Here is a 22833-nt window from a genome sequence, read left to right on the forward strand (position 1 = left end):
CATGTTGAATGTAATGAAACTTGAATTGAAAAAAATAAAATTAGGCTGGTATTACAGAGGCGCCGTTATTGCAAATCTATGCATCCTCGGATTTATGTGTTTGATTGCTTCAGAAGAAAAAAAACTCTCGCAGCCAGAGGTGATGACTGATGCGGTATCCACGTTATTTCTGCTTGGAACGTTTGTAAGGTCTGTATTTGTTGTTTTTGCCAGTGTGCTGATTGCCAAATTGATTATCAGCGAGTACAAAAATAAAACCATTACTGTCATGTTTACATATCCCATCAGCCGGAAAAAACTGATTGCTGCCAAGCTGCTGATTACAGGCGGACTGACGTTTATCACCATTATGGTGTCTGAAATTGTGCTTGCATTCATCTTTGCGCAAATCAATCAATATTATCAACTTACACCTGCGATGTTGTCAGTCCAGACTATCGGACAAGAGATCGGCAGTATGGCGATATATGCTGCTTCGGCTGCGTGCTTGAGTTTCATTCCTTTATGGTTTGGGATGAGGAAACGCTCTGTTCCGGCTGCCATCATTTCTTCGGTTATATTGACGATTCTGATCAGTCAGCAAAGCCCCGAGTTTTCGTTGGCAACGATTATCTATATTCCGCTTTCTTTAGGTGCGATCGGCATCTTGATAGCGATTTGGTCTGTCCGAAACATAGACCGGGAAGACGTTTTATAAAAGGCCGATGCTGTCAGCACCGGCCTTTTGATTATGAATCTGTTCTTGTTTCAAGATAATGCTTTTTGCCAATTTCTTTGCTCATCATATAGAAATGGAAGCAATATTCCCCGATGGCCATGGCGATTGCTCCAAATAGAGCCGCCAGCGCAATTTCTCCTCCAGTCATTCCCATAGAAAGCGGCATGCCCATCAGCCAAATCACGAGAAATGCCAAACCGAAATCAGCCAAAGTGGCGATCATATTGTTCCACCGGGGCAAGACATAAAGGTCTCCAAGCAGATAAGAAATGACCCCTAACACAACTGTCATCAGCAGCGTATCACCAAACGTGAAACCAAAGCCAAGACCCAGCACCAAATACAAGACAATAATCGTCATAATACCTTTAATCGCGAGCGCTTTCACATGTGTCATGATAAGGTTCCTCCTTCTATTGTCTGATTTGTTATGTATGATTCCTCAAATACGGAAAGTTAAACATTATTTTGTGTTTTTCATAAAGCATAAAGGCGGCGGTTGCAAATAGGGGACTGGCCGGTCCGTGGAAGCAAGGCTTTTATCGGAAGTTCCCTAAGCTCACCCGCCCGTTTTTTATCGCACTGATATTTGGCCTCTGTAGCAATTCCGAGAATAAATTTTAAAACTTCTCCTGTCCCTCCGTCATCACTCTTTGGGTATTGCAATATGATGAAAGGAGAAAAGGGGAGGTGACGTGATGGCGGTTGTGAGAGCAACAAGTGCTGATGTCAACTTGATGGCACGGCTGCTCAGAGCGGAAGCGGAAGGTGAAGGTAAGCAGGGGATGCTGCTTGTCGGCAATGTTGGGATTAATCGGCTGAGGGCCAATTGCTCTGATTTTAAAGGCCTCCGCACCATCAGGCAGATGATTTTTCAGCCGCATGCGTTTGAAGCGGTGACCCATGGATACTTTTATCAAAGACCTCGGGAAAGCGAGCGGGCCTTGGCGCGCCGGACGATAAACGGGGAGAGGTTCTGGCCGGCAAAATTCAGCCTGTGGTATTTCAAGCCGGGAGGAAACTGCCCGTCAACCTGGTATAACCAGCCGTTTGTAGCCAGATACAAGTCACATTGTTTTTATCAGCCGACGGCCGAAACATGTGAAAACGTATATAACACTTTTTAGGGGCAGGACGCCGTTCGCATTTGAACGGTGTTTTTTCTTTATTGGAAAATATTCCTGTGAGATAATCGTAGAAAAGAACTACAGGAGATGACAAAATGGCGACAATTGACCTGCAAAAGAAGAGCATAAAAATCGTACTGGAGAAAAAGCAGTTAACCAAGGTGACGGCTCGTGTCGGACTGGTGCTGGATATTACCGGTTCAATGAGAACGCTGTACAAAAACGGGACGGTTCAAAAAGTGGTGGAGCGGATTTTGGCTGTGGCTGATCAATTTGATGATAACGGCCTGCTGGATGTATGGGTTTATGATAATGAATTCTCACGGTTAAAGCCAGTCTCTGAAAGCGATTTTTCAGGCTATGTTGATCGCGAAATTTTAAATAATGAGCTCTTGCATAAATTCGGGAGAAATGATGAGCCGCCGGTCATGAAGGATGTGTTACATAAATATGTTGTGGAAGAACCGAGTTCATATCCCGCTTTTATCGTTTTTATTAATGATGGCGGGTGTAAAAAAACGATCAAACCCATTATTGAAGCGGCCTCTGATAAACCGGTGTTTTGGCAGTTTGTCGGCATCGGTAACGGCAACTTCGATTTTCTTAATAAACTGGATACGCTAGAAGGACGTGTTGTTGATAACGCAAACTTCCTGCATATCGAAGACATTGAACGCATCTCTGATGATGAGCTTTATGATGCATTGCTTACTGAATTTCCATTTTGGCTGAAAGAAGTGAAGGAAAAAGGAATTTTAATAGAACAAGAGCCTGCTGCTGCAAAACCGGAAAGAAAGGGCTTTTTCAGCAGATTGTTTTCTAAATAACAGACAGCCTTCCCGAACACTGAGTGATTATGCAAAATCGCTCGGTGTTTTTGTTTTTTTAAGATCATGTGAAGAAAAATAGGTAAAAAGGGCGGCTTGCAAACGACAGGATTTGCAGAAAATACGCCGTTTTGCCAGCTATCGGCATGTTTCGGCGAAAGGGCTGTGAAGGAAGTCCTGTTTCCCATGTTCAGTGCTTACAAACCGTTCACACTTCTTCACAGCTAATTAACAATAGTTTCCTATAATGAAAGCGATCAATGAGAAGAGAGGGGATCTGGAATGGCATATGACAGTCGTTTTGACGAATGGGTAAAGAAATTGAAAGACGAAAGCTTTCAGAACAATACGTTTGACCGCCGCAAATTTATTCAGGGGGCTGGAAAAATTGCGGGGCTTTCTCTGGGGTTAACCATTGCTCAGTCAGTCGGAGCATTTGAAGTAAATGCTGCACCTAAGTTCTCTAGTTATCCGTTTACGCTCGGCGTTGCTTCAGGAGATCCGCTTTCTGACAGCGTTGTGCTCTGGACGCGTTTGGCGCCAGATCCGCTGAACGGCGGGGGGATGCCGAACCAGGCTGTGCCTGTCAAATGGGAAGTGGCAAAGGATGAGCACTTCCGCAAGATCGTAAGAAAGGGCACTGAAATGGCCAAACCGAGCCTCGCTCATTCTGTTCACGTGGAAGCGGACGGGCTTGAGCCGAACAAAGTGTACTATTACCGATTCAAAACCGGACATGAGCTAAGTCCTGTCGGAAAAACAAAAACACTGCCCGCCCCTGGTGCCAATGTGCCGAAAATGACCTTTGCCTTCGCTTCCTGCCAGCAATATGAGCATGGCTATTATACAGCCTACAAGCATATGGCGAAGGAAAAGCTGGACCTTGTCTTCCATCTTGGTGATTACATATATGAGTACGGACCAAATGAATATGTATCGAAAACAGGCAATGTCCGTACACACAACAGCGCAGAAATCATTACGCTTCAGGACTATCGAAACCGCCATGCCCAATACCGTTCAGACGCTAATTTAAAAGCGGCGCATGCGGCGTTTCCGTGGGTTGTCACGTGGGACGACCATGAAGTTGAAAATAACTATGCCAATAAAATCCCGGAAAAAGGGCAGTCGGTTGATGCGTTTGTACTGCGCCGTGCGGCGGCGTATCAGGCTTATTATGAGCATATGCCGCTCCGCATCTCCTCTCTGCCAAATGGTCCGGATATGCAGCTGTACCGCCACTTTACGTACGGAAATCTGGCATCATTTAATGTGCTGGATACACGCCAATACAGAGATGACCAAGCCAATAACGATGGCAATAAGCCGCCATCTGATGAATCGCTCAATCCGAATCGGACCCTGTTAGGAAAAGAACAGGAGCAGTGGCTTTTCAACAATTTGAACAGCTCGACTGCATATTGGAATGTGCTGGCACAGCAAATCTTCTTTGCAAAGTGGAATTTCGGGACAAGCTCAAGCCCGATCTACAGCATGGATTCATGGGACGGTTATCCGGCTCAGCGCGAACGGGTCGTCAATTTCATTAAAAGCAAAAATTTAAATAATGTTGTTGTGCTGACAGGAGATGTACACGCAAGCTGGGCATCGAATCTGCATGTCGATTTTAATAAAACAAGCTCGAAAATTTTCGGGGCTGAATTTGTCGGCACCTCCATCACATCCGGAGGAAACGGAGCGGATAAGCGGGCGGATACCGATCAAATTTTAAAGGAAAATCCACATATCAAGTTCTTTAACGATTACCGCGGATATGTCCGCTGTACAGTGACGCCTCACCAGTGGAAAGCTGATTATCGGGTAATGCCTTTTGTGACAGAGCCGGGAGCAGCCATTTCCACACGGGCTTCATTCGTCTATCAAAAAGACCAAACTGGATTGAGAAAGGTATCCTCGACAATGGTTCAAGGCGGAGTGAAACAATCAAATGAAGTCGAAGAGGATCGTTTCTTTGAGCACAACAAAGCCCATGAAAAACAAATGATCAAAAAGCGGGCAAAAATTACGCATTAAGGAGTGATACATGATGTTTTCAAATATTGGAATACCCGGCTTGATTCTGATCTTTGTCATCGCCCTCATTATTTTTGGCCCTTCAAAGCTTCCTGAAATCGGGCGAGCCGCCGGTCGGACTCTGCTGGAATTCAAAAGTGCCACAAAATCACTTGTGTCTGGTGATGAAAAAGAAGAAAAATCAGCTGAGCTGTCAGCGGTCAAGCAGGACAAAAACGCAGGCTGAGTGCTGATGAGGCAGACGCATGGTCTGCCTCTTTTTCTCATGAAAGGGAGGGCTTTTTTATATGGATAAAAAAGAAACTCATCTGATCGGACATTTAGAAGAGCTTCGCCGTCGGATTATTTTCACACTTGCGGCTTTTCTTCTGTTTTTAATTACGGCTTTTTTGTTTGTGGAGGACATTTATGATTGGCTGATCAGAGATTTTGACGGAAAATTAGCTGTTCTCGGACCGAGTGAAATTCTCTGGGTATATATGATGCTTGCCGGCATTTGTGCGATTGCCGCCTCCATCCCCGTTGCCGCCTATCAGCTTTGGCGTTTTGTAGCGCCGGCGCTGACAAACACGGAGCGAAAAGTGACACTGATGTACATACCGGGATTATTTGCCCTGTTTCTGGCCGGCATCTCGTTCGGATATTTTGTGTTGTTTCCGATCGTTCTCGGCTTTTTGACCCATTTGTCTGCCGGACATTTTGAAACGATGTTTACCGCTGACCGCTATTTCAGGTTTATGGTGAATTTGAGCCTGCCGTTTGGTTTTCTGTTTGAAATGCCGCTCGTGGTGATGTTTTTGACGAGGTTAGGCATCTTAAATCCATACCGGCTGGCCAAAGCGAGAAAGCTGTCCTATTTTCTGCTGATCGTGGTGTCCATATTGATTACCCCGCCAGACTTTATCTCTGATTTTCTCGTCATGATTCCGCTGCTTGTCCTGTTTGAAGTGAGCGTCACACTATCAGCGTTTGTATACAAAAAGAGACTGACCAGTGAAGCGGCCGCCGCTTAGTGCAGCGCGCCGCCGGGTGACTTCGTATCCTGATCATATTGTGCGGCCGTAACAGCGGCGATCCTCAATGCTTTGACGATCATGTCCAGGCTGAGGCTCGGCGCTGTTTTGTCGATTGTTTGCTCCGGAATGTACGGAATGTGGATAAACCCGCCGTGAATGTGCGGAGACATACGGTGAATGTGATCCATTAACCCGTAGAACAGATAGTTGCATACAAATGTGCCGGCCGTATAGGAAACAGCTGCCGGAATGCCGTTTTCCTTCATTTGAGATGTGATGCGTTTAATCGGAAGTCCTGTCCAGTAAGCAGCAGGCCCGCCGGGAACAATCTCCTCATCAATCGGCTGGCTTCCTTCATTATCCGGGATACGCGCGTCTGCAAGATTGATCGCGACCCGTTCCGGTGTTACCTGCATCCGGCCTCCGGCTTGCCCGACGCAGATCACGATGTCCGGCTGATGCTTATGAATTGATTGCCGCAAAGTGTCGAGAGCGGTTCTGAACACAGTTGGAATTTGTTCCGAAGCGATGATCACCTGATCCGTTTCAAAGCCATTCAGCTGTTTCACCGCTTCCCACGATGGATTGACAGTTTCCTGATCAAAAGGATCAAAACCTGTGAAAAGCACTTTTTTTCTCATGGTTACCATCTCCTTTTCTATTATTCTATTGTTTATTTCTGGATTTTTCATCAAAATAATAAAAAGGAGTGAATCAGAATGGAACTTTTGCCGCAGCAGTACCGACATCTGTTCCCAACCGTGCAGAGCCGCATCATGCTTGCCAGCTGCTCACAGAGCGCGTTGGCAGAGCCGGTGTCAAAGGCGATACAAGATTATCATGACAGCTTGCTGCATAGGGGGACGAACTGGAATGAAGCGATTGACAAGACAGAGAGCGCCAGAAACGAGTTTGCGAGGCTGATAGGTGCTGAGCCGGATGAGATTGCGATTGTGCCTTCAGTTTCTGATGCGCTGATTTCCGTGGCATCATCCTTGTCTGCTGTTAAAAAGAAACATGTTGTATATACGGAGATGGATTTTCCGGCGGTGTCTCATATTTGGCAGGCGCAATCTGATTATAATGTATCTGTGATCCCTTCAATAGACGGAGAGCTGCCGCTCGAACAATATGAAACATCTATCACGGAAGAGACGGTGCTGACCTGTGTTCCGCACGTTCATTACCGTGACGGCTGCATTCAGGATATAAAAGCCATCGCTGCCATCACCAAGAGAAAGGGATCGATGTTATTTGTGGATGCTTATCAATCTGCAGGGCATATTCCCATTGATGTGAAGGAATGGGGCATTGATATGCTGGCGGCAGGCACCAGAAAGTATATGCTCGGCATACCGGGCATGGCGTTTCTTTATGTGAGAAAAGAGCTGGCGAATGAGCTGAAGCCAAAAGCATCTGCTTGGTTCGGGCGGGAAAACGGGTTTGGGGTGTCGTCTTATGCAGAAGGCGCGAGACGTTTTCAAATAGGAACCCCTGCTTTTATTAGCGTGTATGCAGCGGCTGCGGCTTTATCGCTGTTGAATCAGATCGGAATGTCCCGTATCCGCGATCATATAAAAGCCGTGATTGCCGATGCGTGTCAATATGCTGCTGAAAAAGGGCTGAAGCTTGCGGGGGCACCATCAGGACAGCAGCCGGGCATGGTTTCCATTCGGGATGAACGGGCATCGGAAACGGCGGCGTTACTAAAAAAGAAAAACGTGATTTGCGCTCCGCGGGACAATGTCATCCGTCTCGCTCCTCACTTTTACAATACGAAGGACGAACTGCGTTATGCGATTGATGAAATGGCTGCAATGTTATCCGCGCGTTAAAAGCGATCATCTAAAAATAGATGTTCACCTTCTTCAGCGCCGCTCGCGTCTTGCCCGATATAGGCATAAAAAACCCCCTGACCTCAAGATCAGGGGGTTTTCTTATTAATCAACCTTTACTCGCTTCAAAAAGAAAGCGGCAATTAATCCGATAATCGCAACAATCATCGCAAAGACAAACGCATGCTGAACGCCTGCTGTCAATGCCTGCGGAATGACTGCCGGATCGGCTGGATTTTTTACGCTGCTCATGTAGTCATGCTGACCGGCAGCCATGATGCTGACCGCAACCGCTGTCCCGATCGCGCCCGCCATTTGCTGAAGTGTGTTCATAATGGCAGTGCCGTCCGGATAAAACTCACGCGGAAGCTGGTTTAAACCGTTTGTCTGGGCAGGCATCATAATCATGGAGATCCCGATCATCAAGCAGGTATGCAGCACGATAATCAGCACTGCTGTTGAAGCTGTCGTGAGATTTGAGAAGAGCCACAGAACAATAGTGACAATCAAAAATCCCGGAATAACAAGCCACTTAGGTCCGTATTTATCAAACAGACGGCCTGTGACAGGTGACATAAATCCGTTTAAAATACCGCCCGGCAAGAGAATAAGTCCTGAGGCAAATGCTGTTAGGACTAAGCCGCCTTGTAAGTACATTGGCAGAAGCAGCATGGATGACAGGATGACCATCATGCAAATAAAGACCATAATAACGCCCAAAATAAACATCGGGTATCTGAACGCACGCAGGTTCATCATCGGCTGCTTCATCGTAAGCTGACGGATTGAAAATAGAATAAGAGCGATAACACCGACAATAAGTGAAACGATCACAGTCGGGCTGGACCATCCGCCGGAGCCTTCACCCGCGTTGCTAAATCCAAACACAATGCCGCCGAAACCGATCGTCGACAGAATAATAGACAGGACATCAATTTTCGGTTTTGTGATGTCAGACACATTTTGCATGTACAGGATACCGAAAATGAGCGCAAGCACAAGGAACGGAAGAGAGATCCAGAAAATCCAGTGCCAGTTAAGGTGCTCAAGAACCAATCCGGAAAATGTAGGGCCGATTGCCGGCGCAAACATAATGACAAGTCCGATTGTTCCCATAGCCGCTCCCCGTTTATGAGGCGGGAAAATCACCAAAATCGTATTAAACATGAGCGGTAATAGGAGTCCCGTTCCAAGTGCCTGAACGATTCTCGCCGCTAATAAAAATGAAAAGCTAGGCGCAAGCGCCGCAATCAGGGTGCCTATGATTGAAAAGATCAGTGACACAGTAAAAAGCTGTCTTGTTGTAAACCACTGCAATAGCAGACCTGAAACAGGAACAAGAATACCGAGGACAAGCAAATAGCCTGTTGTTAACCATTGAACGGTTGCCGCTGTAATGTGTAACTCCTTCATAAGATCAGTTAACGCAATATTCAGCGCTGTTTCACTGAACATGCCGATAAAACCGGCCGTCAGCAAAGATATCATAATGGGCATCACTTTATATTGCTGAGATGCTTTAGCTGCTGTTTCCAAATGTATTTCTCCTCTCATTCATCTGAATGTATTCATTCAGCTTGTAGTAGTATGTCTCTTTATTTATTTCTTCAACAGAGCTGGAATGCGGCTGGAGATATGAAGAAGCGGTGTGCTGTCTTTTGCTGTTAATGATAAAAGAATGCCGCCTTCAATCATGGCGTTAATGACGATGCCTGCTTCCTTGGCATGGCTCTCGCTGTAACCTGATAGCTGCAATTTTTCCTCAAACACAAGGGACCACGCTTTGTAGGCTTCATCACAGGCTTTTCGCAAAGACTCGCTTTTCAATGATGTCTCTGCTGCAAGCAAGCCGACGGGCAGGCCTTCAATGTCCTCTGTGCATGAGAATTGACAGGAGAGCTCCTTCAAAAAGGCTTGAATGCCTTCCGCGGGATCAGGGCTCACGTCCAGGCAGTCTGTGATTTTTTGGCGGATGTATTCCTTCATTTCATTCACGGCTTCAATTGCCAGCTGTTCTTTACCGCCGGGAAAGTGGTAGTAAAGAGAGCCTTTAGGTGCACCGCTTTCTTTAATAATCTGGTTCAGTCCCGTTCCGTAATACCCCTGCAGCTGAAAAAGCCGGGTAGCTGCAGAAAGGATTTTCTCACGAGCATCTCCATAGCTCATAACATTCCCACCTTACTGAATTGCTATCATAAAATATAGTGACTGGTCTATTATCATGATTCACCCATCGAATGTCAAGATAAAGAAACTCGAATAAGAAAATAAAATAAGCATATAAAAAAGCTGAGAGATAACCTGACGCACGTTTTGACTGAATAAATGAAATATTCAATGATTAAAAGGCGTAAAGACGTTACCATCCAAAGGAGAGAAAAACATGAAAACACAACGATTCCTCTTACTGATCCTTTTTACCGCACTATTGCTTGTTTTTACCGGATGCTCTCAATCTCCTGAAGCAAAAGAATCCCCAAAAGAAAAAACGCAGACACAAAAAGTTTCTTCAGCTTCTGCTTCCAAAAAGAATGACCTTCCAACTATTAAAATACTGGCGACAGGAGGTACGATTGCCGGAGCCAATAAATCAAAAACCTCTACAACTGAATATAAAGCAGGTGTCGTTGGCGTTGAGTCTCTGATCGAAGCGGTGCCAGAGATGAAGGACATCGCGAATGTCAGCGGCGAGCAAGTGGTTAATGTCGGAAGCACAAACATTGATAACAAAACATTGCTGAAGCTCGGAAAAAGAGTCAGCAAACTGCTTTCTTCAAAAGATGTCGACGGTATTGTTGTGACCCACGGAACAGATACATTAGAAGAAACGGCTTATTTTCTGAATCTCACTGTAAAAAGTGATAAACCGATTGTTGTTGTCGGTTCGATGAGGCCGTCCACAGCCATCAGTGCTGATGGCCCGTCCAACTTGTACAACGCAGTTAAAGTGGCCGGCGCACAAGAGGCAAAAGGGAAAGGGACGCTCGTCGTTCTCAATGACCGCATTGCTTCAGCACGGTATGTTACAAAAACCAACACAACCGCAACAGATACCTTTAAATCAGAAGAAATGGGATACATCGGAACGATTGCCGATGACATTTATTTTCATAATGAAATCACACGCAAGCATACAAAGGATTCGGAGTTCTCCATTTCCAGCCTTGATAAACTGCCGCAAGTAGACATTCTGTACGGCTACCAAAATGACGGAAGCTATCTGTTTGATGCGGCTGTAAAGGCTGGCGCAAAAGGCATAGTCTTCGCGGGATCAGGCAACGGATCTTTATCTGATGCAGCCGAAAAGGGGGCAGTCAGAGCGGTCAAAAAAGGCGTCACAGTGGTTCGCTCAACCCGTACGGGAAATGGTGTCGTCACATCGAACGGCGACTATGTGAAAAACGACCTTTTGGCATCAAACTCCTTAAATCCGCAAAAAGCCCGGATATTGTTAATGCTCGCGCTCACCAAAACAGATGATCCTAGGAAAATCCAAGACTATTTTAATGAATATTAAAGAAAAGAAGGCGGAAAAGCCTTCTTTTTGTGCGTTTTCGGGATCAAAATAGCTGAAATGTTCTCTCAACCTTAAAATTTCTTTAAAAATAAGTCAAATTTACCCTTTACTTAATTAATTTGGCAAAGTATTATAATTTAAGAATTTGTTACAAAAAAAGGAGGAAATTATGAAACTTTTAAGAGGTAAGATCATTGCACTTGTAACAATTGTTGTGCTGTCAGTTACATCCATGTTTGCGATGCAGCCGTCAGCGAAAGCCGCTGAACATAATCCAGTGGTAATGGTTCATGGAATTGGCGGAGCTTCTTTTAACTTTGCCGGTATTAAAACTTATTTGGTATCACAGGGCTGGTCACGGGACAAGCTGTATGCTGTAGATTTTTGGGACAAGACAGGCAATAACTTAAACAACGGTCCAGTATTATCGCGTTTTGTGAAAAAGGTATTAGATGAAACCGGTGCGAAAAAAGTGGATATTGTCGCTCACAGCATGGGCGGCGCTAACACGCTTTACTACATAAAAAATTTGGATGGCGGTAATAAAATTGAAAACGTCGTAACACTTGGCGGCGCGAATCGTCTTGTGACAGGCAAGGCGCTTCCGGGTACTGATCCCAACCAAAAGATCTTGTACACATCCATTTACAGTAGTGCTGATATGATTGTTATGAATTACTTATCAAAATTAGACGGGGCTAAAAATGTTCAAATTCATGGTGTCGGACATATCGGCCTTCTGTACAGCAGCCAAGTCAACAGCCTGATTAAAGAAGGGCTTAACGGCGGCGGACAAAATACGAACTAATGAGAAACATAACCTTGAAGAATCCTATTCTTCAAGGTTATTCTGCTTTCAGCACAATTGTTTTCGCAGCCATATCATGAACGGCTTGTTTTTTCTTCGTAAATGCAGCTGTTAAATAGATCAGGCGGGAAAACACATGCACCCATGCTATCATGTAACGGACAATGGCCTGAGGGAGGGAGATTTTCTCGTGTGTTTCGTCTCTCACGATTTGCAGGCCGATGATTTTTTTGCCCAGCGTACCCTTCCAATTTGTCAGCGGCATCAGCAAAGGATACACAAGCAGCATCAATATGGCGACAGCGATGACGCCAGCTGACCCGTCGCCAAACATAAATCCGGATGCTAAAATCACTGCGGCCGCAATGACCACGTCAAGCACAAGAGCGCAGGCGCGCAGCATAAAACCAGCTAGTTCCAACATAAACACTTCCTTAAAAATTTTAGATAAACACCTAATGATTGTAAAAAAGAAGGGCCTAAAGCGGGAATAGGTTATAAGTCTTAAATCACAAAAGTTGATGAAAAAGTCATAGGTAAATTTACATAATGAACCAGGCTGTCACATTACCAAATTCTTTTTTAGCCCGAAACCAAGCCCTCAGAAGTTATTTTTGTTAAAATAGAAAAGTTACAACAGAATTCGGAGGGTTTATTGTGGGAAAAGTGAAAAGAAATGCCCCTTGCCCATGCGGCAGCGGTAAGAAATATAAAAAATGCTGCGGAAATAAAGTTGTCGACTTCCCGACAGAATTAGCGGCAAAAGAAGCAAAACAAATTCAGGAAGACTTAGTGGAGTATGCCTTCACAGTACATAGAGAAAGCATTTCGGGTTTTATCAACCAGCATGATTTTCTTTCTACTATGGACAGGCAGACAAAGGACATCAGTGTATTTAATTTGGGAATCTGGGGAATCTTCTTCCACCCGCTCGCTGGTGACAAAACGATCTTTGAAGAGTACCTTCAGAAAAAAGGCGATTCAATCACCCGCCCGAAAACACGTGAGATCGTTGAATCCTGGAAGAGCATGACGCCTGCTTTATTGCTGCTGAAGGATATGAAAGAAGCAGTCATTCATTTTGAAGATGTCATTACGAAAAAGCAATTCGACGTGGAAATGGACGTCACGAATCAAGACCTCCCGCCAGTAGGAAGCTTGATTCTCGGCTATCCGATCCACGAAGCCGAAAAAGCGGAATTCTTCATGCAGTTCACAATCTTCCCAGTGAAGAGAACGGAAGAGCTGATCAGCAAGGTGAAGACATATGCGGATGCTGCAGTGAAAAACGGCAAAACGCCGGAGGACTTCATGAAGCAGGAGTTCAACAACGTACTTTTCGCGCTGTTAGCGGAAAAAGATGAACAGCCGCAGCAAGCGGAGCCTGTTCAAGAAAGCAGCGTTGAGTGGGCAAACGAGATGGAGAAAGAAACAGCGGCGGCGATCGAAAAAGGCATGAGCGGAGATGAATATCCGCATGAACTGATTCCGGCAGTCATTGATATTTGGAAATCGTTTTGCGAGAAAAAGTCACCTGTCATCAGAAAGCCGGAAGCTTTTGCGGCGGCGGTTGAATATTATGTGAATGCAATCTCTCTTAACGGCGCTACCGTTTCACAAGCTAAACTGGCGAAAAAATACGGCGTAAGCGCATCTACGATTTCAAGCCGCTACAAAGAAATTGAAAGCACGCTCCAGGATGAAGCGGATCGCTTTGCACAATCATTAACATCGTAATGACAAAACAAAAAACCTTGAAAAGCCAAGCTTTTCAAGGTTTTTTATTTTTGGAACGGAATTTTGATTTCTAATCGGAAGACGGGATGGCGATATGTAAAATCAAGCTTGCCAAAAGCTTGATTCACCAGCTTTTGGATCACATAAGTGCCCATTCCTTCATGAGTGCCGCCTTTTGTCGTATGGCCGAATGACTGAAACAGTGTATCGAGCACTTTCGGTTCCATGCCGGGTGTGGTATTTTCACAAATTAGCACATAAAGCCCGCTTCGCAGTGATGTCTCCAGCTTGATCTCTGCTTTCTCGTGGGCCTCTGCAGCGCTGTCGAGCGCATTTTCTAATAGGTTGCCGGCCAGGCTGACCTGATCAGCGGGAGAGAACGGGAGGGAAGAAAGCGGCGTATGCAAATGCAGTGAAACGTTCACATTCGAAGCTTTTGCTTTTTCCAGAAAGTCATACAGCACCCCTGCAAGGTACGCATTCTCTCCTTTTAAAAAACGGTCATATTGACTGTACTGGTCTTCCCAATGGTTTATGTATGTTTGTGTGTCCGGCTCTGACTGTGCCGAGCTGAGCGCTGTGATATGCTTCATTGTATCGTGATTCCGGCTCCTGACATCCATCAGCATTCGATTGGCGTGCTGTTCAGCCTGAGTCAGCCGATCGATTTGTTCATAAAGCTTTGTCAGCGAGCGGCACAGCCCGATGCGGAGCCATTCACCTGCCGCGAATATCATCATTACAAGCAGCACCGCCAATCCAGAAGCGACGATCTGCAAAAACACCGCCGACAGAATGTGAATCACGGCGATACATAAATAGAGCTGAAGGGGACAGCGATCCTGCATAGGCTTCGTTTTCCATATGTATAAAACCGCTGCCGCCGCGCCTAAAGCAGTGGCGAGCCAAGAAACGGATGTGCTGTGTGAAAGAATGGACGCCGACTGATAAAATATGAAACTGAATAAAAACAAATAAAGACATTGAAACAGAGTCATCACAACCTGCGCTCCTCAAAAATAATAGTTTTGAAAATAATCAAGCTGCTGCTTGGTGATCATCGCTTTTTTAGATGTTCCCTCAAACGAAACCGTAAACGAATGCTTCGTATAAGCGGAAAAGTGTTTAATGTAATGAATGTTGATAATAAAGGAGCGGTGCGAACGAAGAAAATCCTTCTCCGGCAGATCGCCTTTAATATCGTTCAATGTTTGATACGTTTGCACTTCTTCAGATGTTGTCACAATCGTCGTTGACCGTCCTGTGCGTTCGGCGAAAATAATATCCTTCTTTTGCAGCACATGCATTTTAGATTTTTGTTTAATCAAAATCCGCCCGTTCAAGCTCGTTTCCGTTTTCTTTTTGAAATAACGTTCGAAGGAGGAGCTGAGACGATCGGCGTGGTACGGCTTCATAATATAGTCGTGGACGTTCAGATCAAAAGCGTGAACCGCATAGCCGCTGTTGCCGGTGACGAAAATCACATCCACATCCAGCGAATGAGATCTGATTAAATCCGCCAGCTCGTAGCCTGACATGTGAGGCATCTCAATATCGGCAAGCAGAAGATCGATGTCCTCGTTCTTCACCCGGCTGTAAGCTTCCTCAGCCGAATCGGTGGCAAAGACAATTTCGACATCCTGCATTCTGGACACGATTGCTTCCAGCTTCTCTAAATCTACTCGATAATCATCGACTAGTCCGACTTTTACCATTATCATTCCCCTAGTTAGATAGAATCATCTTTATTTTATCCCATTTCGCGACATAAAAAGAACTCTTCGCGACAACTTTATCCAACAAATCCAACTTTTCGTATATAGTCATTACTAGAAATAACAAAAAGGGAGATTGTGACATGATTACACTGACGGATTGCAGCCGCAGGTTTACAGATAAGAAAAAAGTAGTCAAAGCTGTGCGTGATGTAAGCTTAACAATTCAAAAAGGAGAAGTCGTCGGCATTCTCGGAGAAAACGGAGCCGGCAAAACAACGTTGCTGAGAATGGTCGCGACCCTGCTTGAACCGACACAGGGTACGATCACAGTGGACGGCTTTGACACGGCCAAGCAGCCGGCCGAGGTCAAGAAACGAATCGGTGTCTTATTCGGAGGAGAAACAGGACTCTATGACCGGATGACGGCAAAAGAAAATTTACAGTACTTTGGCCGGCTGTACGGGCTGAACCGCCATGAAATCAAAGCGAGAATTGAGGATTTATCAAAACGGTTCGGCATGCGTGATTATATGGACCGAAGAGTGGGCGGGTTTTCAAAAGGAATGAGGCAGAAGGTCGCCATTGCCAGGGCGCTGATTCACGATCCGGATATCATTTTATTTGACGAGCCGACGACAGGACTAGATATTACGTCAAGCAACATCTTCCGTGAATTTATTCAGCAGCTGAAAAGAGAACACAAAACCATCCTGTTCTCCAGCCACATTATGGAGGAGGTTCAGGCGCTCTGTGACAGTGTCATTATGATGCACAGCGGAGAGGTCATTTACAGAGGAGCACTTGAAACACTATACGAGAGTGAACGCAGTGACGATTTGAACTACATCTTTATGTCTAAGCTGGTCAGGGGGATTTCATAAATGGTAGGACAGATTTATAAAAAAGAGATGATCGACGCTTTACGGGACAGAAAAACAATTTTACTGACGATCTTAGTTCCGATGATTACGATGCTGGGCCTTGTGTTTTTCTACGAAAGCATGCTTTCGGACAAAGGGGAGCAGTACACGATCGCTGTCGGCCACTCCCTGCCTTCAGAGCTGGAAAACAAGCTGAATGCGATTGAGGAAATCAGTGTAAAGACATTCGCAAAACCTGAACAGGCGGTCGATGACGGGAAAGCGGATGTGTATCTGAACATCCCGAAAGAGTTTGATTCTTATATCACCAGTATGACAACTTTTAAGGTTGACGTTTACGGCAGCTCGGTCGATCAAGGGTCATCAAATGCTATGCAGCTTGTGCAATCTGCCTTAGAGCAGTACAAAAATGAAATTGTGCAAAAACGTTTAACGAGTAAACATATTGACCATTCGGTGATCCAGCCGTTCTCAGTTCAACAAAAAGAAGCAGATGAAGAGCAAGGCGTTTCTGCGATCATGCTTTCTGCCATTCTTCCGATGCTGCTTCTAACATCAATCGTTTCCGGTGCCATGCCAATCGCTCTTGACATTATTGCCGGAGAAAAGGACCGGAAATCCATAGAAGCGCTGCTGCTGACACCGGTCAGCAGAAACAAAGTGTTAATCGGCAAGTGGCTTGCGGTTTCTACCTTCGGAATAGCCTCTGGCGTATTATCACTGATCTTTCTGATTCTGTGCACCGTCTTATTTACGGAAAAGTTAAGAACAGCCTTTCAGCTGGGAGATCACTTATGGGTCATTATCGGAGCCTCAGCCTTGATCATCGTGCTTTCTGCCATGCTGATCGCCGCAATGGAGCTTTTGATCAGCATCATTTCCGGCACGGTAAAAGAAGCGCAGAGCTATATGTCTCTTGTCGTCTTTCTGCCTATATTCCCGATGTTTTTCATCTTCAATAAGGCGCCGAATCAAATCGATCTATCTTACTTTTTCATCCCGTTCCTAAATCTGCACGCCTTATTTAAACAGCTATTATTCGGGATGATAAATCCGGCTGCCATTCTATATACGTGCGGAACCATCGTCGTGCTCATCGCCATTTTCTTTTTACTGGCCAGAGCCTGCTTCTTGAAAGACAAATGGGTTCTGCCAAAATAAACTTGCAAAAGGAGAGATACACTTTCTCCTTTTTGTGTATGCTGAAAAAAGAAGGAAAATAGAAAAAGGATATCTAATACAAAAAGTGGAACCTGCGCTATTTTTCATCAAATCATTTCGGAAGGAGAAGGGACATGGATCAAACACGTGCACTTGGGAAAACGAATTTACAGGTGAAACGGATCGGATTCGGCGCAAATGCGGTCGGTGGGCATAATCTGTTTCCGAATCTGAATGATGAAACTGGCAAGGACTTGGTTCGCACGGCTTTGGACGGCGGCGTAAACTTTATCGATACCGCCTTTATATATGGATTGGGGCGATCCGAAGAATTAATCGGTGAGGTCGTTCAGGAACGCGGTGTCCGGGATCAACTCATGATCGCCTCTAAAGGAGCCCATAAAGAAGGAAACGGCCGCATTGAATTAGACAACAGCCGGGACTTTCTTCGCGGCGAGGTGGAAAAGAGCCTGAAGCGGCTGAAGACAGATTACATCGATCTGTATTATGTTCATTTTCCGGATGGCAAGACACCTCTTGCGGAAGTCGCGGGCACGCTGAAGGAACTGAAGGATGAAGGGAAAATCAAAGCGATTGGAGCCTCGAACCTCAATTATCAGCAATTGCAGGAATTTAATGCGGACGGCTACTTGGAGGTCTTTCAGTCAGAATACTCTTTAATTCAGCGTGATGCTGAGAAGGAGCTGCTCCCATACTGTGAAAAACACGGGATTTCTTTTATTCCATATTTCCCGCTCGCATCCGGGCTGCTGACCGGAAAGTTTACAAAAGATGATGCCTTTGACGACAATCGAAAGAACAACCCGCAATTCCAGGGAGAAACCTTTATTCAAAACCTGAAAAAAGTAGACAAGCTCAAAGCGGTAGCTGAAGAAAAGAAAGCAGAGACGGCTCATGTCGCCTTGGCATGGCTGTTAACGAGACCGGCTGTAGACGCCATCATTCCAGGTGCTAAGCGCCCGGAACAGCTGAAGGATAACCTAAAAACCTTAGATGTTGAACTGACGGATGATGAAGCAGATTTCATCAGCGGGATTTTTAAATAGAAAAGGAAATAGCCCTGGGGCTATTTCCTTTTGATGTTTATTCTTTAATGAATGCTTCAACTAATTCTGCTGCTCTGTAATCGTCCATATCAAGCTGCCACTGGTCGATGTCATTTTTCTTCATTTTCACTTCAACCGTTTTTTCACTTGAAGCCGGGCCAAGCTTTTTGAACTCTTCTGGATAGACTTGAAGCGCATATTTTACAGCATCTTCATAGCTCGCACCTGAATTCTTGCTGTAGTAGTCTTTCATTCTGTCCTCGATGCGGTCGGAGAGAGAAGAAGCGTCGACTGGTTTAATTGTAGCTTCTACAATGGCTTCATCTTTTGAGATAGAAGTTGTTTTCGCTTGAATCGATGAGTTTTTGCTTAATCCTGCTTTAATGCCGTTCACGATATTATCAAGCGCTTTGCTGTCCGCATATGTGCTTGAAAGGCCTGAAGCTGAGAGGTAGCCGTCTTTTGCGGACTCGTTAAAGTCGTTCACAATCTCATTTTTGTTAGCGCCGGTGATTTTTTCGAAATCTTTGTTATCTTTACCGAAAAGAAGGACATCTATATAAGCCGATAAAGCTTTCGCAGAGTCTTGGAGCTGATCTGCTGTCGCAAGGATTTTTTTGTCTTTTCCGTCAATATTGAATGTAACTGATTTTGGCTTCTTATCACCGTAAGATTCCGGCGTGTAATTCAGCTCGTATTTTTCGCCTTTATCTACAACGAAGAAAAGATTTCCTTCAACCGATTTGTCAGCGTTAATCGTGCTGCCCTGCAGCTTTTCGTTATAGTCTTCAGGATCTGTGTCAGACATTTTGGTATCACCCTGATACAAAGTGAAATCCATATGGTCTACATTAAGCGGTTCTTTCCCTGTGTTTTTCACAGCGACATTTACCTTTAACACGAGCTGATCATCTGAAGTTGACTTATCATACTGAGACGGAAGTGTATAAGAGACATCTTTGATCTTAACTTGAGCTATATCTGCGCTTTTTTCTGTTTCTGAACTTTTCTTCTCCGCGCTTGTTTTACTTCCGGAACAAGCAGCTGTAAACAGCATCAGCAGGAGAACAAGGAAAACAGCGTACGTTTTTTTCTGAAACATTCATTTTTCCTCCTCAAATGGTTTTGGGAAAGGGGAGTCTTTTGTCTTTGAGAATTGAATCTTTTTGAATGGATTGACATCATCCATCCAAAAAAATCGGTTCTTTTCTCACGGTTTTATCCATATTTCTGGAAACTCCGTCCTTCTTTGCGATTGATGACCTATAAAAAGTTGCAACGGAATTAATTTTAAGATTATTAGCTTTTATATTGAATAGGTTCATCATACTATTTTTGGTGAAAAATGTTCTGGTAAAACTGGAAAACACAGAAATTTGTGTATATTAGACTATTACTTTGTGATCAGTCGAAGGGTGACATTCGAACGAAGAAGGGGGCCGCCTTGGTGAAAAAAGAGGAATTGAAACAAAAAGCACTGGAAATCGGCCGTGTGCCGACACACTTAAAGCTGGAAATTGAAGATTATGGTGATGAACGGAAAAGGTCGTATTTTTGCTGGATAGATCCGCAGGATGAACACAAAGGGATCATCGTAGAGCTTGGACCGGACGGACAGCTGGAAGGGCTTTCTCGAGATGTTGAGCCTGAAAGCAGTGAGAAGCTGTCCGAAGACCAAATAGAGGATATCTTGATTCAGTTCGTGAACTCTCATTATCCTGAAGCTCCGTCTGCGTTTGTCCGTGAAGAAAATGATGAGGCATTTGATGACAAAGTAAGGTTTTCATATGTTCAAATGGAAGACGGACTGCCGCTTCCTATGAGCGGTTTTATGGCTGATGTCTCCTTATCAGGGGAGGTGGTGTATTTTCGGTATTACGGAAAAGCGTGCAATATAATCAAGCCGGAACAGGTCGTAGATGAAAAAGAAGCAATGGCTTATTTCAAGAAAGATGTAGATGTCACTCTCCTATTTGAGATCCTTCATCGCTCTGTCTACAAAAACGGAGACGATCAGCCGCATTTGGTGTATGAGTTTGAAAAGGCGGGCATTGCTGTACCTGCAGATGTAAGTGAAGAGAAAGAAATATGTGATGATGATTACGTGGAGTCAGAAAGCTTTCCCCTTCCCTTATTCGAAGACATTCACGAAAATGCAGACCCTGGCAGCATGATCGGCTTGAACAGCGGACTGGTAAAAGTAAGGGAAGCAGATATAGGAAGTGGAAGAATCGGGATCGTCTGGCGGAATCCGGATGTTCCTGTGTATCAACCGGCGGATAAAAGCATGGATAGCTGGTTTAGAGGACGGGTTCACCAAGTGCTGAAAACCACCCATAACAAAGAAACCGGAAAACTCGAAGGTGTTATGTCGTTTATAGACGAAAAAGGGCCGAATACCGTAAGCGAGGAAGAGTGCGAAAAAATCGCCATTCGTTTTCTGTTCGCGTTATTCCCGAATGCTGATCAATATTTTAAGATCAAATACGATAAACAGGGTGAAGAAGGTTCGTCAGCCGGCTTTACGTTTGACGTGCACTGTAACGGAGTTCCGCTTCGGTTTGGGCAGGTCAGAATCTGCGTCAGCCGCCAGACTGGGCGCATTACCGTTTATATGGGACCGGACATTGACCCTGAAGTGCTCAAAGCTGTTGACCCAGTTCCATCCATTTCACCGGAACAAGCCAAGTCTATCTTTTGGCGCCATTTTAAAGTGGAGCTTGGCTGGGAGAGAGAATACGGAGAAGATGAAGAAAACAGCTATCGTCTCGTCTACAAGCCGGTATATCCGAGATTGATTGATGCCTATACTAGTGAGGCTGTCATAAGTGCATTGTAAAACAGTCAAAAGTCACATATTTTCGGCGTGTGTACTGGCTGATGCATGAAAAAAGTAATAGAGAGAATGTGGAAATCCAGTTTCCTTAATAGAAAAGGACCTTTCTTCACTTTAAAAGAAGAAGGGTCTTTTTATATAATAAACAAGGTTCTCTTTGTCGTAGACTCTTTGAAAGGATGACTTCATTGGTAAACAAACAGCTGAAAAAGAAGGCGCAAGAGATCGGAAATGTACCGCCGCACTATGAGCTTGAGATAGAAGATTATGCTCAAAAACAAAAGAAGAAGGGGCATGCATACTTCATTTGGAAGGACCCTGAAGATCCGGAAAAGCAAATTATCGTAGAACTCGCGAGCGACGGCGCTTTGCTCACATTTTCAACAGCCGCCGGCCTCGAGCAGGACAAAAAGCTCCCAGATGCCGAGCTGAAGCTGACAGCTCTTCAGTTTGCCGCAGCCCACCATCCGGCCACATTTATGAAATTTCATTTTCAAGCCAAGGAAGAACGAGGGCATCACATCCGGTTTGTTTATACAAAAAAACAGCTGGGCCTCTCGCTCCCCAATTCAGGATTTTTAATAGATATCACACGCAGCGGACAGATTGTCCATTTTTTATATTACGGAGAAGGGAACAAAGCCGACATCCCAAAGGAATTCGTAGAGAAAGAGAAGGTCATTTCTCATTACGTCAATACAATGTCTTTACGGCTTATGTATGACGTCATTGATGATGAACAATTGCCCAGACTCGTCTATGAACCGATTTTGCCGGGTTACAACTATCCAGCGGATGTAGACGAAATTGTGCCTGACCAGCACATATCGGATGAAAGAACGGAAAACGGGGCGCCTCTCCCGCCGCTTGAAAAAAAAGAAGAAACCGATATATATGAAATGCTGGGACTTACTTCTGATATGAAAAAAGTCGGTGAAAGGGACTTCGGAGATGAACTTGGAAGCACTTGGCGCAAAGGTACTGCACCCGAGCGGAAGGATTTAAGCATAGGAAGCTATTTTGCAACGAGAAATAAAAATACAATCAAAATGAAGACTGATAAAAAAACAGGGAAATTAAAAGCAGCTATTTCCTTCATGGACAATCAAGTTTCCGGCCAATACTCAACGGAAGAATGCCAAGAGACAGCGCTTCAGTTTTTGTACGCGCTCTATCCAAGAGCAGATGAGTTTTTCAGAGTGAACCCAATCCGAATCGATGAAAGAGGCAGGGTCCGCAATCATTTTTCTGTCTGGTATAAAGGAATACCGCTGCGGTTCGGTGCTGCCCGCATCATTGTCAACCCGGAAACCGGAAAAATTGACGCTTTTATGGCTCCGGATATAGACCCAGAGCTATTAGAAACAATCAACCATAAACCGGATGTTTCAGCCGACGAAGCGAGAGAAGCATTTTTATCTGCGTTTGATGTGAGGCTGGAGTGGCAGCCTGATTTTTCAGCAGGCAGCCATCAGCATTATAAGCTTGTGTATAAGCCGATTTATCCTCCATATATTGACGCGCATAAAAGAAAAAAGAAGAGGCTGTGAG

Annotated in this window: 24 protein-coding genes and 2 pseudogenes; 16 read left to right on the forward strand and 10 right to left on the reverse strand. The window is 44.9% G+C overall.

The annotated features are described in order from the left end of the window. The first annotated feature begins 1 nt into the window (after window position 1). On the forward strand, window positions 2-697 hold the full coding sequence (locus HC660_RS01495; protein WP_168746856.1) for an ABC transporter permease: 696 nt from the start codon (window positions 2-4) through the stop codon (window positions 695-697). On the opposite strand, the pseudogene HC660_RS20945 reads toward HC660_RS01495, so the two are convergent. Both HC660_RS20945 and HC660_RS01500 read right to left on the reverse strand, forming a co-directional pair. Continuing rightward, window positions 695-757: pseudogene (locus HC660_RS20945) on the reverse strand (hypothetical protein); the annotation flags it as partial. The gene HC660_RS01495 and the pseudogene HC660_RS20945 overlap by 3 nt on opposite strands. Further along, on the reverse strand, window positions 729-1115 hold the full coding sequence (locus HC660_RS01500) for a YndM family protein (protein ID WP_010332895.1): 387 nt from the start codon (window positions 1113-1115) through the stop codon (window positions 729-731). The pseudogene HC660_RS20945 and the gene HC660_RS01500, both read right to left, overlap by 29 nt. Before the next feature lie 301 nt (window positions 1116-1416). On the opposite strand from HC660_RS01500, the gene HC660_RS01505 reads away from it, so the two are divergent. The 6 genes from HC660_RS01505 (at window position 1417) to tatC (ending at window position 5719) form a co-directional block, all read left to right on the forward strand. Continuing rightward, window positions 1417-1845, forward strand: coding sequence for a cell wall hydrolase (locus tag HC660_RS01505; protein ID WP_010332896.1), 429 nt, complete (start codon window positions 1417-1419; stop codon window positions 1843-1845). 95 nt (window positions 1846-1940) lie between these two features. After that, on the forward strand, window positions 1941-2672 hold the full coding sequence (locus HC660_RS01510; protein WP_168746857.1) for a vWA domain-containing protein: 732 nt from the start codon (window positions 1941-1943) through the stop codon (window positions 2670-2672). 78 nt (window positions 2673-2750) lie between these two features. Then, complete coding sequence (locus HC660_RS21265) at window positions 2751-2900, forward strand: hypothetical protein (RefSeq protein ID WP_324255127.1); 150 nt, start codon at window positions 2751-2753, stop codon at window positions 2898-2900. Window positions 2901-2954: 54 nt separating this feature from the next. Then, on the forward strand, window positions 2955-4706 hold the full coding sequence (gene phoD / locus HC660_RS01515; protein ID WP_010332898.1) for an alkaline phosphatase PhoD: 1752 nt from the start codon (window positions 2955-2957) through the stop codon (window positions 4704-4706). Between the two features lie 13 nt (window positions 4707-4719). Further along, window positions 4720-4932: a sec-independent protein translocase protein TatAD gene (gene tatAD, locus HC660_RS01520; protein WP_010332899.1), complete on the forward strand. Its 213-nt coding sequence runs from the start codon at window positions 4720-4722 to the stop codon at window positions 4930-4932. Window positions 4933-4993: 61 nt separating this feature from the next. Beyond that, window positions 4994-5719, forward strand: a complete 726-nt coding sequence (tatC, locus tag HC660_RS01525; protein ID WP_010332900.1) for a sec-independent protein translocase protein TatCd — start codon at window positions 4994-4996, stop codon at window positions 5717-5719. On the opposite strand, the gene pcp is transcribed toward tatC, so the two are convergent. Next, the gene (gene pcp / locus HC660_RS01530) at window positions 5716-6363 is read right to left on the reverse strand and encodes a pyroglutamyl-peptidase I (protein ID WP_168746858.1); all 648 of its coding nucleotides are present in this window, start codon (window positions 6361-6363) and stop codon (window positions 5716-5718) included. The two genes, tatC and pcp, sit on opposite strands and share 4 nt — an antisense overlap. A 78-nt stretch (window positions 6364-6441) precedes the next feature. Here pcp and HC660_RS01535 point away from each other — a divergent pair, with 78 nt between their 5' ends. Then, a complete protein-coding gene (locus HC660_RS01535; protein ID WP_168746859.1) occupies window positions 6442-7557 on the forward strand; it encodes an aminotransferase class V-fold PLP-dependent enzyme in 1116 nt (371 codons plus the stop codon). 105 nt (window positions 7558-7662) lie between these two features. Here HC660_RS01535 and lmr(B) read toward each other — a convergent pair whose 3' ends face one another. Both lmr(B) and lmrA read right to left on the reverse strand, forming a co-directional pair. Next, a complete protein-coding gene (lmr(B), locus tag HC660_RS01540; protein ID WP_168749348.1) occupies window positions 7663-9099 on the reverse strand; it encodes a lincomycin efflux MFS transporter Lmr(B) in 1437 nt (478 codons plus the stop codon). 57 nt (window positions 9100-9156) lie between these two features. Further along, window positions 9157-9723 carry a transcriptional regulator LmrA gene (gene lmrA, locus HC660_RS01545; RefSeq protein ID WP_010332904.1) on the reverse strand — a complete coding sequence of 189 codons (567 nt, stop codon included), beginning with the start codon at window positions 9721-9723 and terminating at the stop codon, window positions 9157-9159. 217 nt (window positions 9724-9940) lie between these two features. Here lmrA and HC660_RS01550 point away from each other — a divergent pair, with 217 nt between their 5' ends. Together HC660_RS01550 and estA are read left to right on the forward strand one after the other, a co-directional pair. Next, complete coding sequence (locus HC660_RS01550) at window positions 9941-11074, forward strand: type II asparaginase (protein ID WP_168746860.1); 1134 nt, start codon at window positions 9941-9943, stop codon at window positions 11072-11074. A 169-nt stretch (window positions 11075-11243) separates the two neighbouring features. Continuing rightward, complete coding sequence (gene estA / locus HC660_RS01555; protein WP_168746861.1) at window positions 11244-11882, forward strand: lipase EstA; 639 nt, start codon at window positions 11244-11246, stop codon at window positions 11880-11882. 37 nt (window positions 11883-11919) lie between these two features. Here estA and HC660_RS01560 read toward each other — a convergent pair whose 3' ends face one another. Then, window positions 11920-12303: an RDD family protein gene (locus HC660_RS01560; RefSeq protein WP_168746862.1), complete on the reverse strand. Its 384-nt coding sequence runs from the start codon at window positions 12301-12303 to the stop codon at window positions 11920-11922. A 236-nt stretch (window positions 12304-12539) separates the two neighbouring features. Between HC660_RS01560 and HC660_RS01565 the strand changes: the two genes are divergently transcribed. Further along, window positions 12540-13619: a helix-turn-helix domain-containing protein gene (locus tag HC660_RS01565; protein ID WP_168746863.1), complete on the forward strand. Its 1080-nt coding sequence runs from the start codon at window positions 12540-12542 to the stop codon at window positions 13617-13619. Between the two features lie 44 nt (window positions 13620-13663). Here HC660_RS01565 and natK read toward each other — a convergent pair whose 3' ends face one another. Both natK and natR read right to left on the reverse strand, forming a co-directional pair. Beyond that, window positions 13664-14620: a two-component system sensor histidine kinase NatK gene (gene natK, locus HC660_RS01570; RefSeq protein ID WP_168746864.1), complete on the reverse strand. Its 957-nt coding sequence runs from the start codon at window positions 14618-14620 to the stop codon at window positions 13664-13666. A 12-nt stretch (window positions 14621-14632) separates the two neighbouring features. Further along, a complete protein-coding gene (gene natR, locus HC660_RS01575) occupies window positions 14633-15334 on the reverse strand; it encodes a two-component system response regulator NatR (protein WP_010332910.1) in 702 nt (233 codons plus the stop codon). Between the two features lie 143 nt (window positions 15335-15477). On the opposite strand from natR, the gene natA reads away from it, so the two are divergent. From natA to HC660_RS01590, 3 genes are all read left to right on the forward strand, one after another. Further along, complete coding sequence (gene natA / locus HC660_RS01580) at window positions 15478-16218, forward strand: sodium ABC transporter ATP-binding protein NatA (protein WP_010332911.1); 741 nt, start codon at window positions 15478-15480, stop codon at window positions 16216-16218. Then, complete coding sequence (locus tag HC660_RS01585) at window positions 16219-17379, forward strand: ABC transporter permease (protein ID WP_168746865.1); 1161 nt, start codon at window positions 16219-16221, stop codon at window positions 17377-17379. Between the two features lie 134 nt (window positions 17380-17513). After that, complete coding sequence (locus HC660_RS01590) at window positions 17514-18446, forward strand: aldo/keto reductase (RefSeq protein ID WP_168746866.1); 933 nt, start codon at window positions 17514-17516, stop codon at window positions 18444-18446. Between the two features lie 37 nt (window positions 18447-18483). Here the strand turns inward: HC660_RS01590 and HC660_RS01595 are convergent, their stop codons facing one another. Together HC660_RS01595 and HC660_RS01600 are read right to left on the reverse strand one after the other, a co-directional pair. Then, on the reverse strand, window positions 18484-19548 hold the full coding sequence (locus HC660_RS01595) for a DUF4352 domain-containing protein (RefSeq protein ID WP_168746867.1): 1065 nt from the start codon (window positions 19546-19548) through the stop codon (window positions 18484-18486). Window positions 19549-19574: 26 nt separating this feature from the next. Further along, window positions 19575-19664: pseudogene (locus HC660_RS01600) on the reverse strand (hypothetical protein); the annotation flags it as partial. 202 nt (window positions 19665-19866) lie between these two features. On the opposite strand from HC660_RS01600, the gene HC660_RS01605 reads away from it, so the two are divergent. Both HC660_RS01605 and HC660_RS01610 read left to right on the forward strand, forming a co-directional pair. Further along, window positions 19867-21285 carry a YcdB/YcdC domain-containing protein gene (locus HC660_RS01605; protein WP_168749350.1) on the forward strand — a complete coding sequence of 473 codons (1419 nt, stop codon included), beginning with the start codon at window positions 19867-19869 and terminating at the stop codon, window positions 21283-21285. A 185-nt stretch (window positions 21286-21470) separates the two neighbouring features. Then, entirely contained in the window at window positions 21471-22832 is a 1362-nt protein-coding gene (locus HC660_RS01610; RefSeq protein ID WP_168746868.1) for a YcdB/YcdC domain-containing protein, read from the forward strand. The last annotated feature ends 1 nt before the right edge of the window (window position 22833 follow it).

The organism is Bacillus mojavensis (assembly GCF_012648005.1).
GTDB classification, from domain to species: Bacteria; Bacillota; Bacilli; order Bacillales; family Bacillaceae; genus Bacillus; species Bacillus mojavensis.

Excerpts from the sequence above, each read along its gene's own strand:
- HC660_RS01590 (WP_168746866.1), top strand. The coding sequence starts at position 17,514 with ATGGATCAAACACGTGCACTTGGGAAAACGAATTTACAGGTGAAACGG.
- estA (WP_168746861.1), top strand. The coding sequence starts at position 11,244 with ATGAAACTTTTAAGAGGTAAGATCATTGCACTTGTAACAATTGTTGTG.
- tatAD (WP_010332899.1), top strand. The coding sequence starts at position 4,720 with ATGTTTTCAAATATTGGAATACCCGGCTTGATTCTGATCTTTGTCATC.
- HC660_RS01505 (WP_010332896.1), top strand. The coding sequence starts at position 1,417 with ATGGCGGTTGTGAGAGCAACAAGTGCTGATGTCAACTTGATGGCACGG.
- HC660_RS01510 (WP_168746857.1), top strand. The coding sequence starts at position 1,941 with ATGGCGACAATTGACCTGCAAAAGAAGAGCATAAAAATCGTACTGGAG.
- HC660_RS01585 (WP_168746865.1), top strand. The coding sequence starts at position 16,219 with ATGGTAGGACAGATTTATAAAAAAGAGATGATCGACGCTTTACGGGAC.
- HC660_RS01550 (WP_168746860.1), top strand. The coding sequence starts at position 9,941 with ATGAAAACACAACGATTCCTCTTACTGATCCTTTTTACCGCACTATTG.
- phoD (WP_010332898.1), top strand. The coding sequence starts at position 2,955 with ATGGCATATGACAGTCGTTTTGACGAATGGGTAAAGAAATTGAAAGAC.
- HC660_RS01535 (WP_168746859.1), top strand. The coding sequence starts at position 6,442 with ATGGAACTTTTGCCGCAGCAGTACCGACATCTGTTCCCAACCGTGCAG.
- HC660_RS01500 (WP_010332895.1), bottom strand. The coding sequence starts at position 1,115 with ATGACACATGTGAAAGCGCTCGCGATTAAAGGTATTATGACGATTATT.
- pcp (WP_168746858.1), bottom strand. The coding sequence starts at position 6,363 with ATGAGAAAAAAAGTGCTTTTCACAGGTTTTGATCCTTTTGATCAGGAA.
- natR (WP_010332910.1), bottom strand. The coding sequence starts at position 15,334 with ATGGTAAAAGTCGGACTAGTCGATGATTATCGAGTAGATTTAGAGAAG.
- HC660_RS01595 (WP_168746867.1), bottom strand. The coding sequence starts at position 19,548 with ATGTTTCAGAAAAAAACGTACGCTGTTTTCCTTGTTCTCCTGCTGATG.
- HC660_RS01495 (WP_168746856.1), top strand. The coding sequence starts at position 2 with ATGTTGAATGTAATGAAACTTGAATTGAAAAAAATAAAATTAGGCTGG.
- lmrA (WP_010332904.1), bottom strand. The coding sequence starts at position 9,723 with ATGAGCTATGGAGATGCTCGTGAGAAAATCCTTTCTGCAGCTACCCGG.
- natA (WP_010332911.1), top strand. The coding sequence starts at position 15,478 with ATGATTACACTGACGGATTGCAGCCGCAGGTTTACAGATAAGAAAAAA.
- tatC (WP_010332900.1), top strand. The coding sequence starts at position 4,994 with ATGGATAAAAAAGAAACTCATCTGATCGGACATTTAGAAGAGCTTCGC.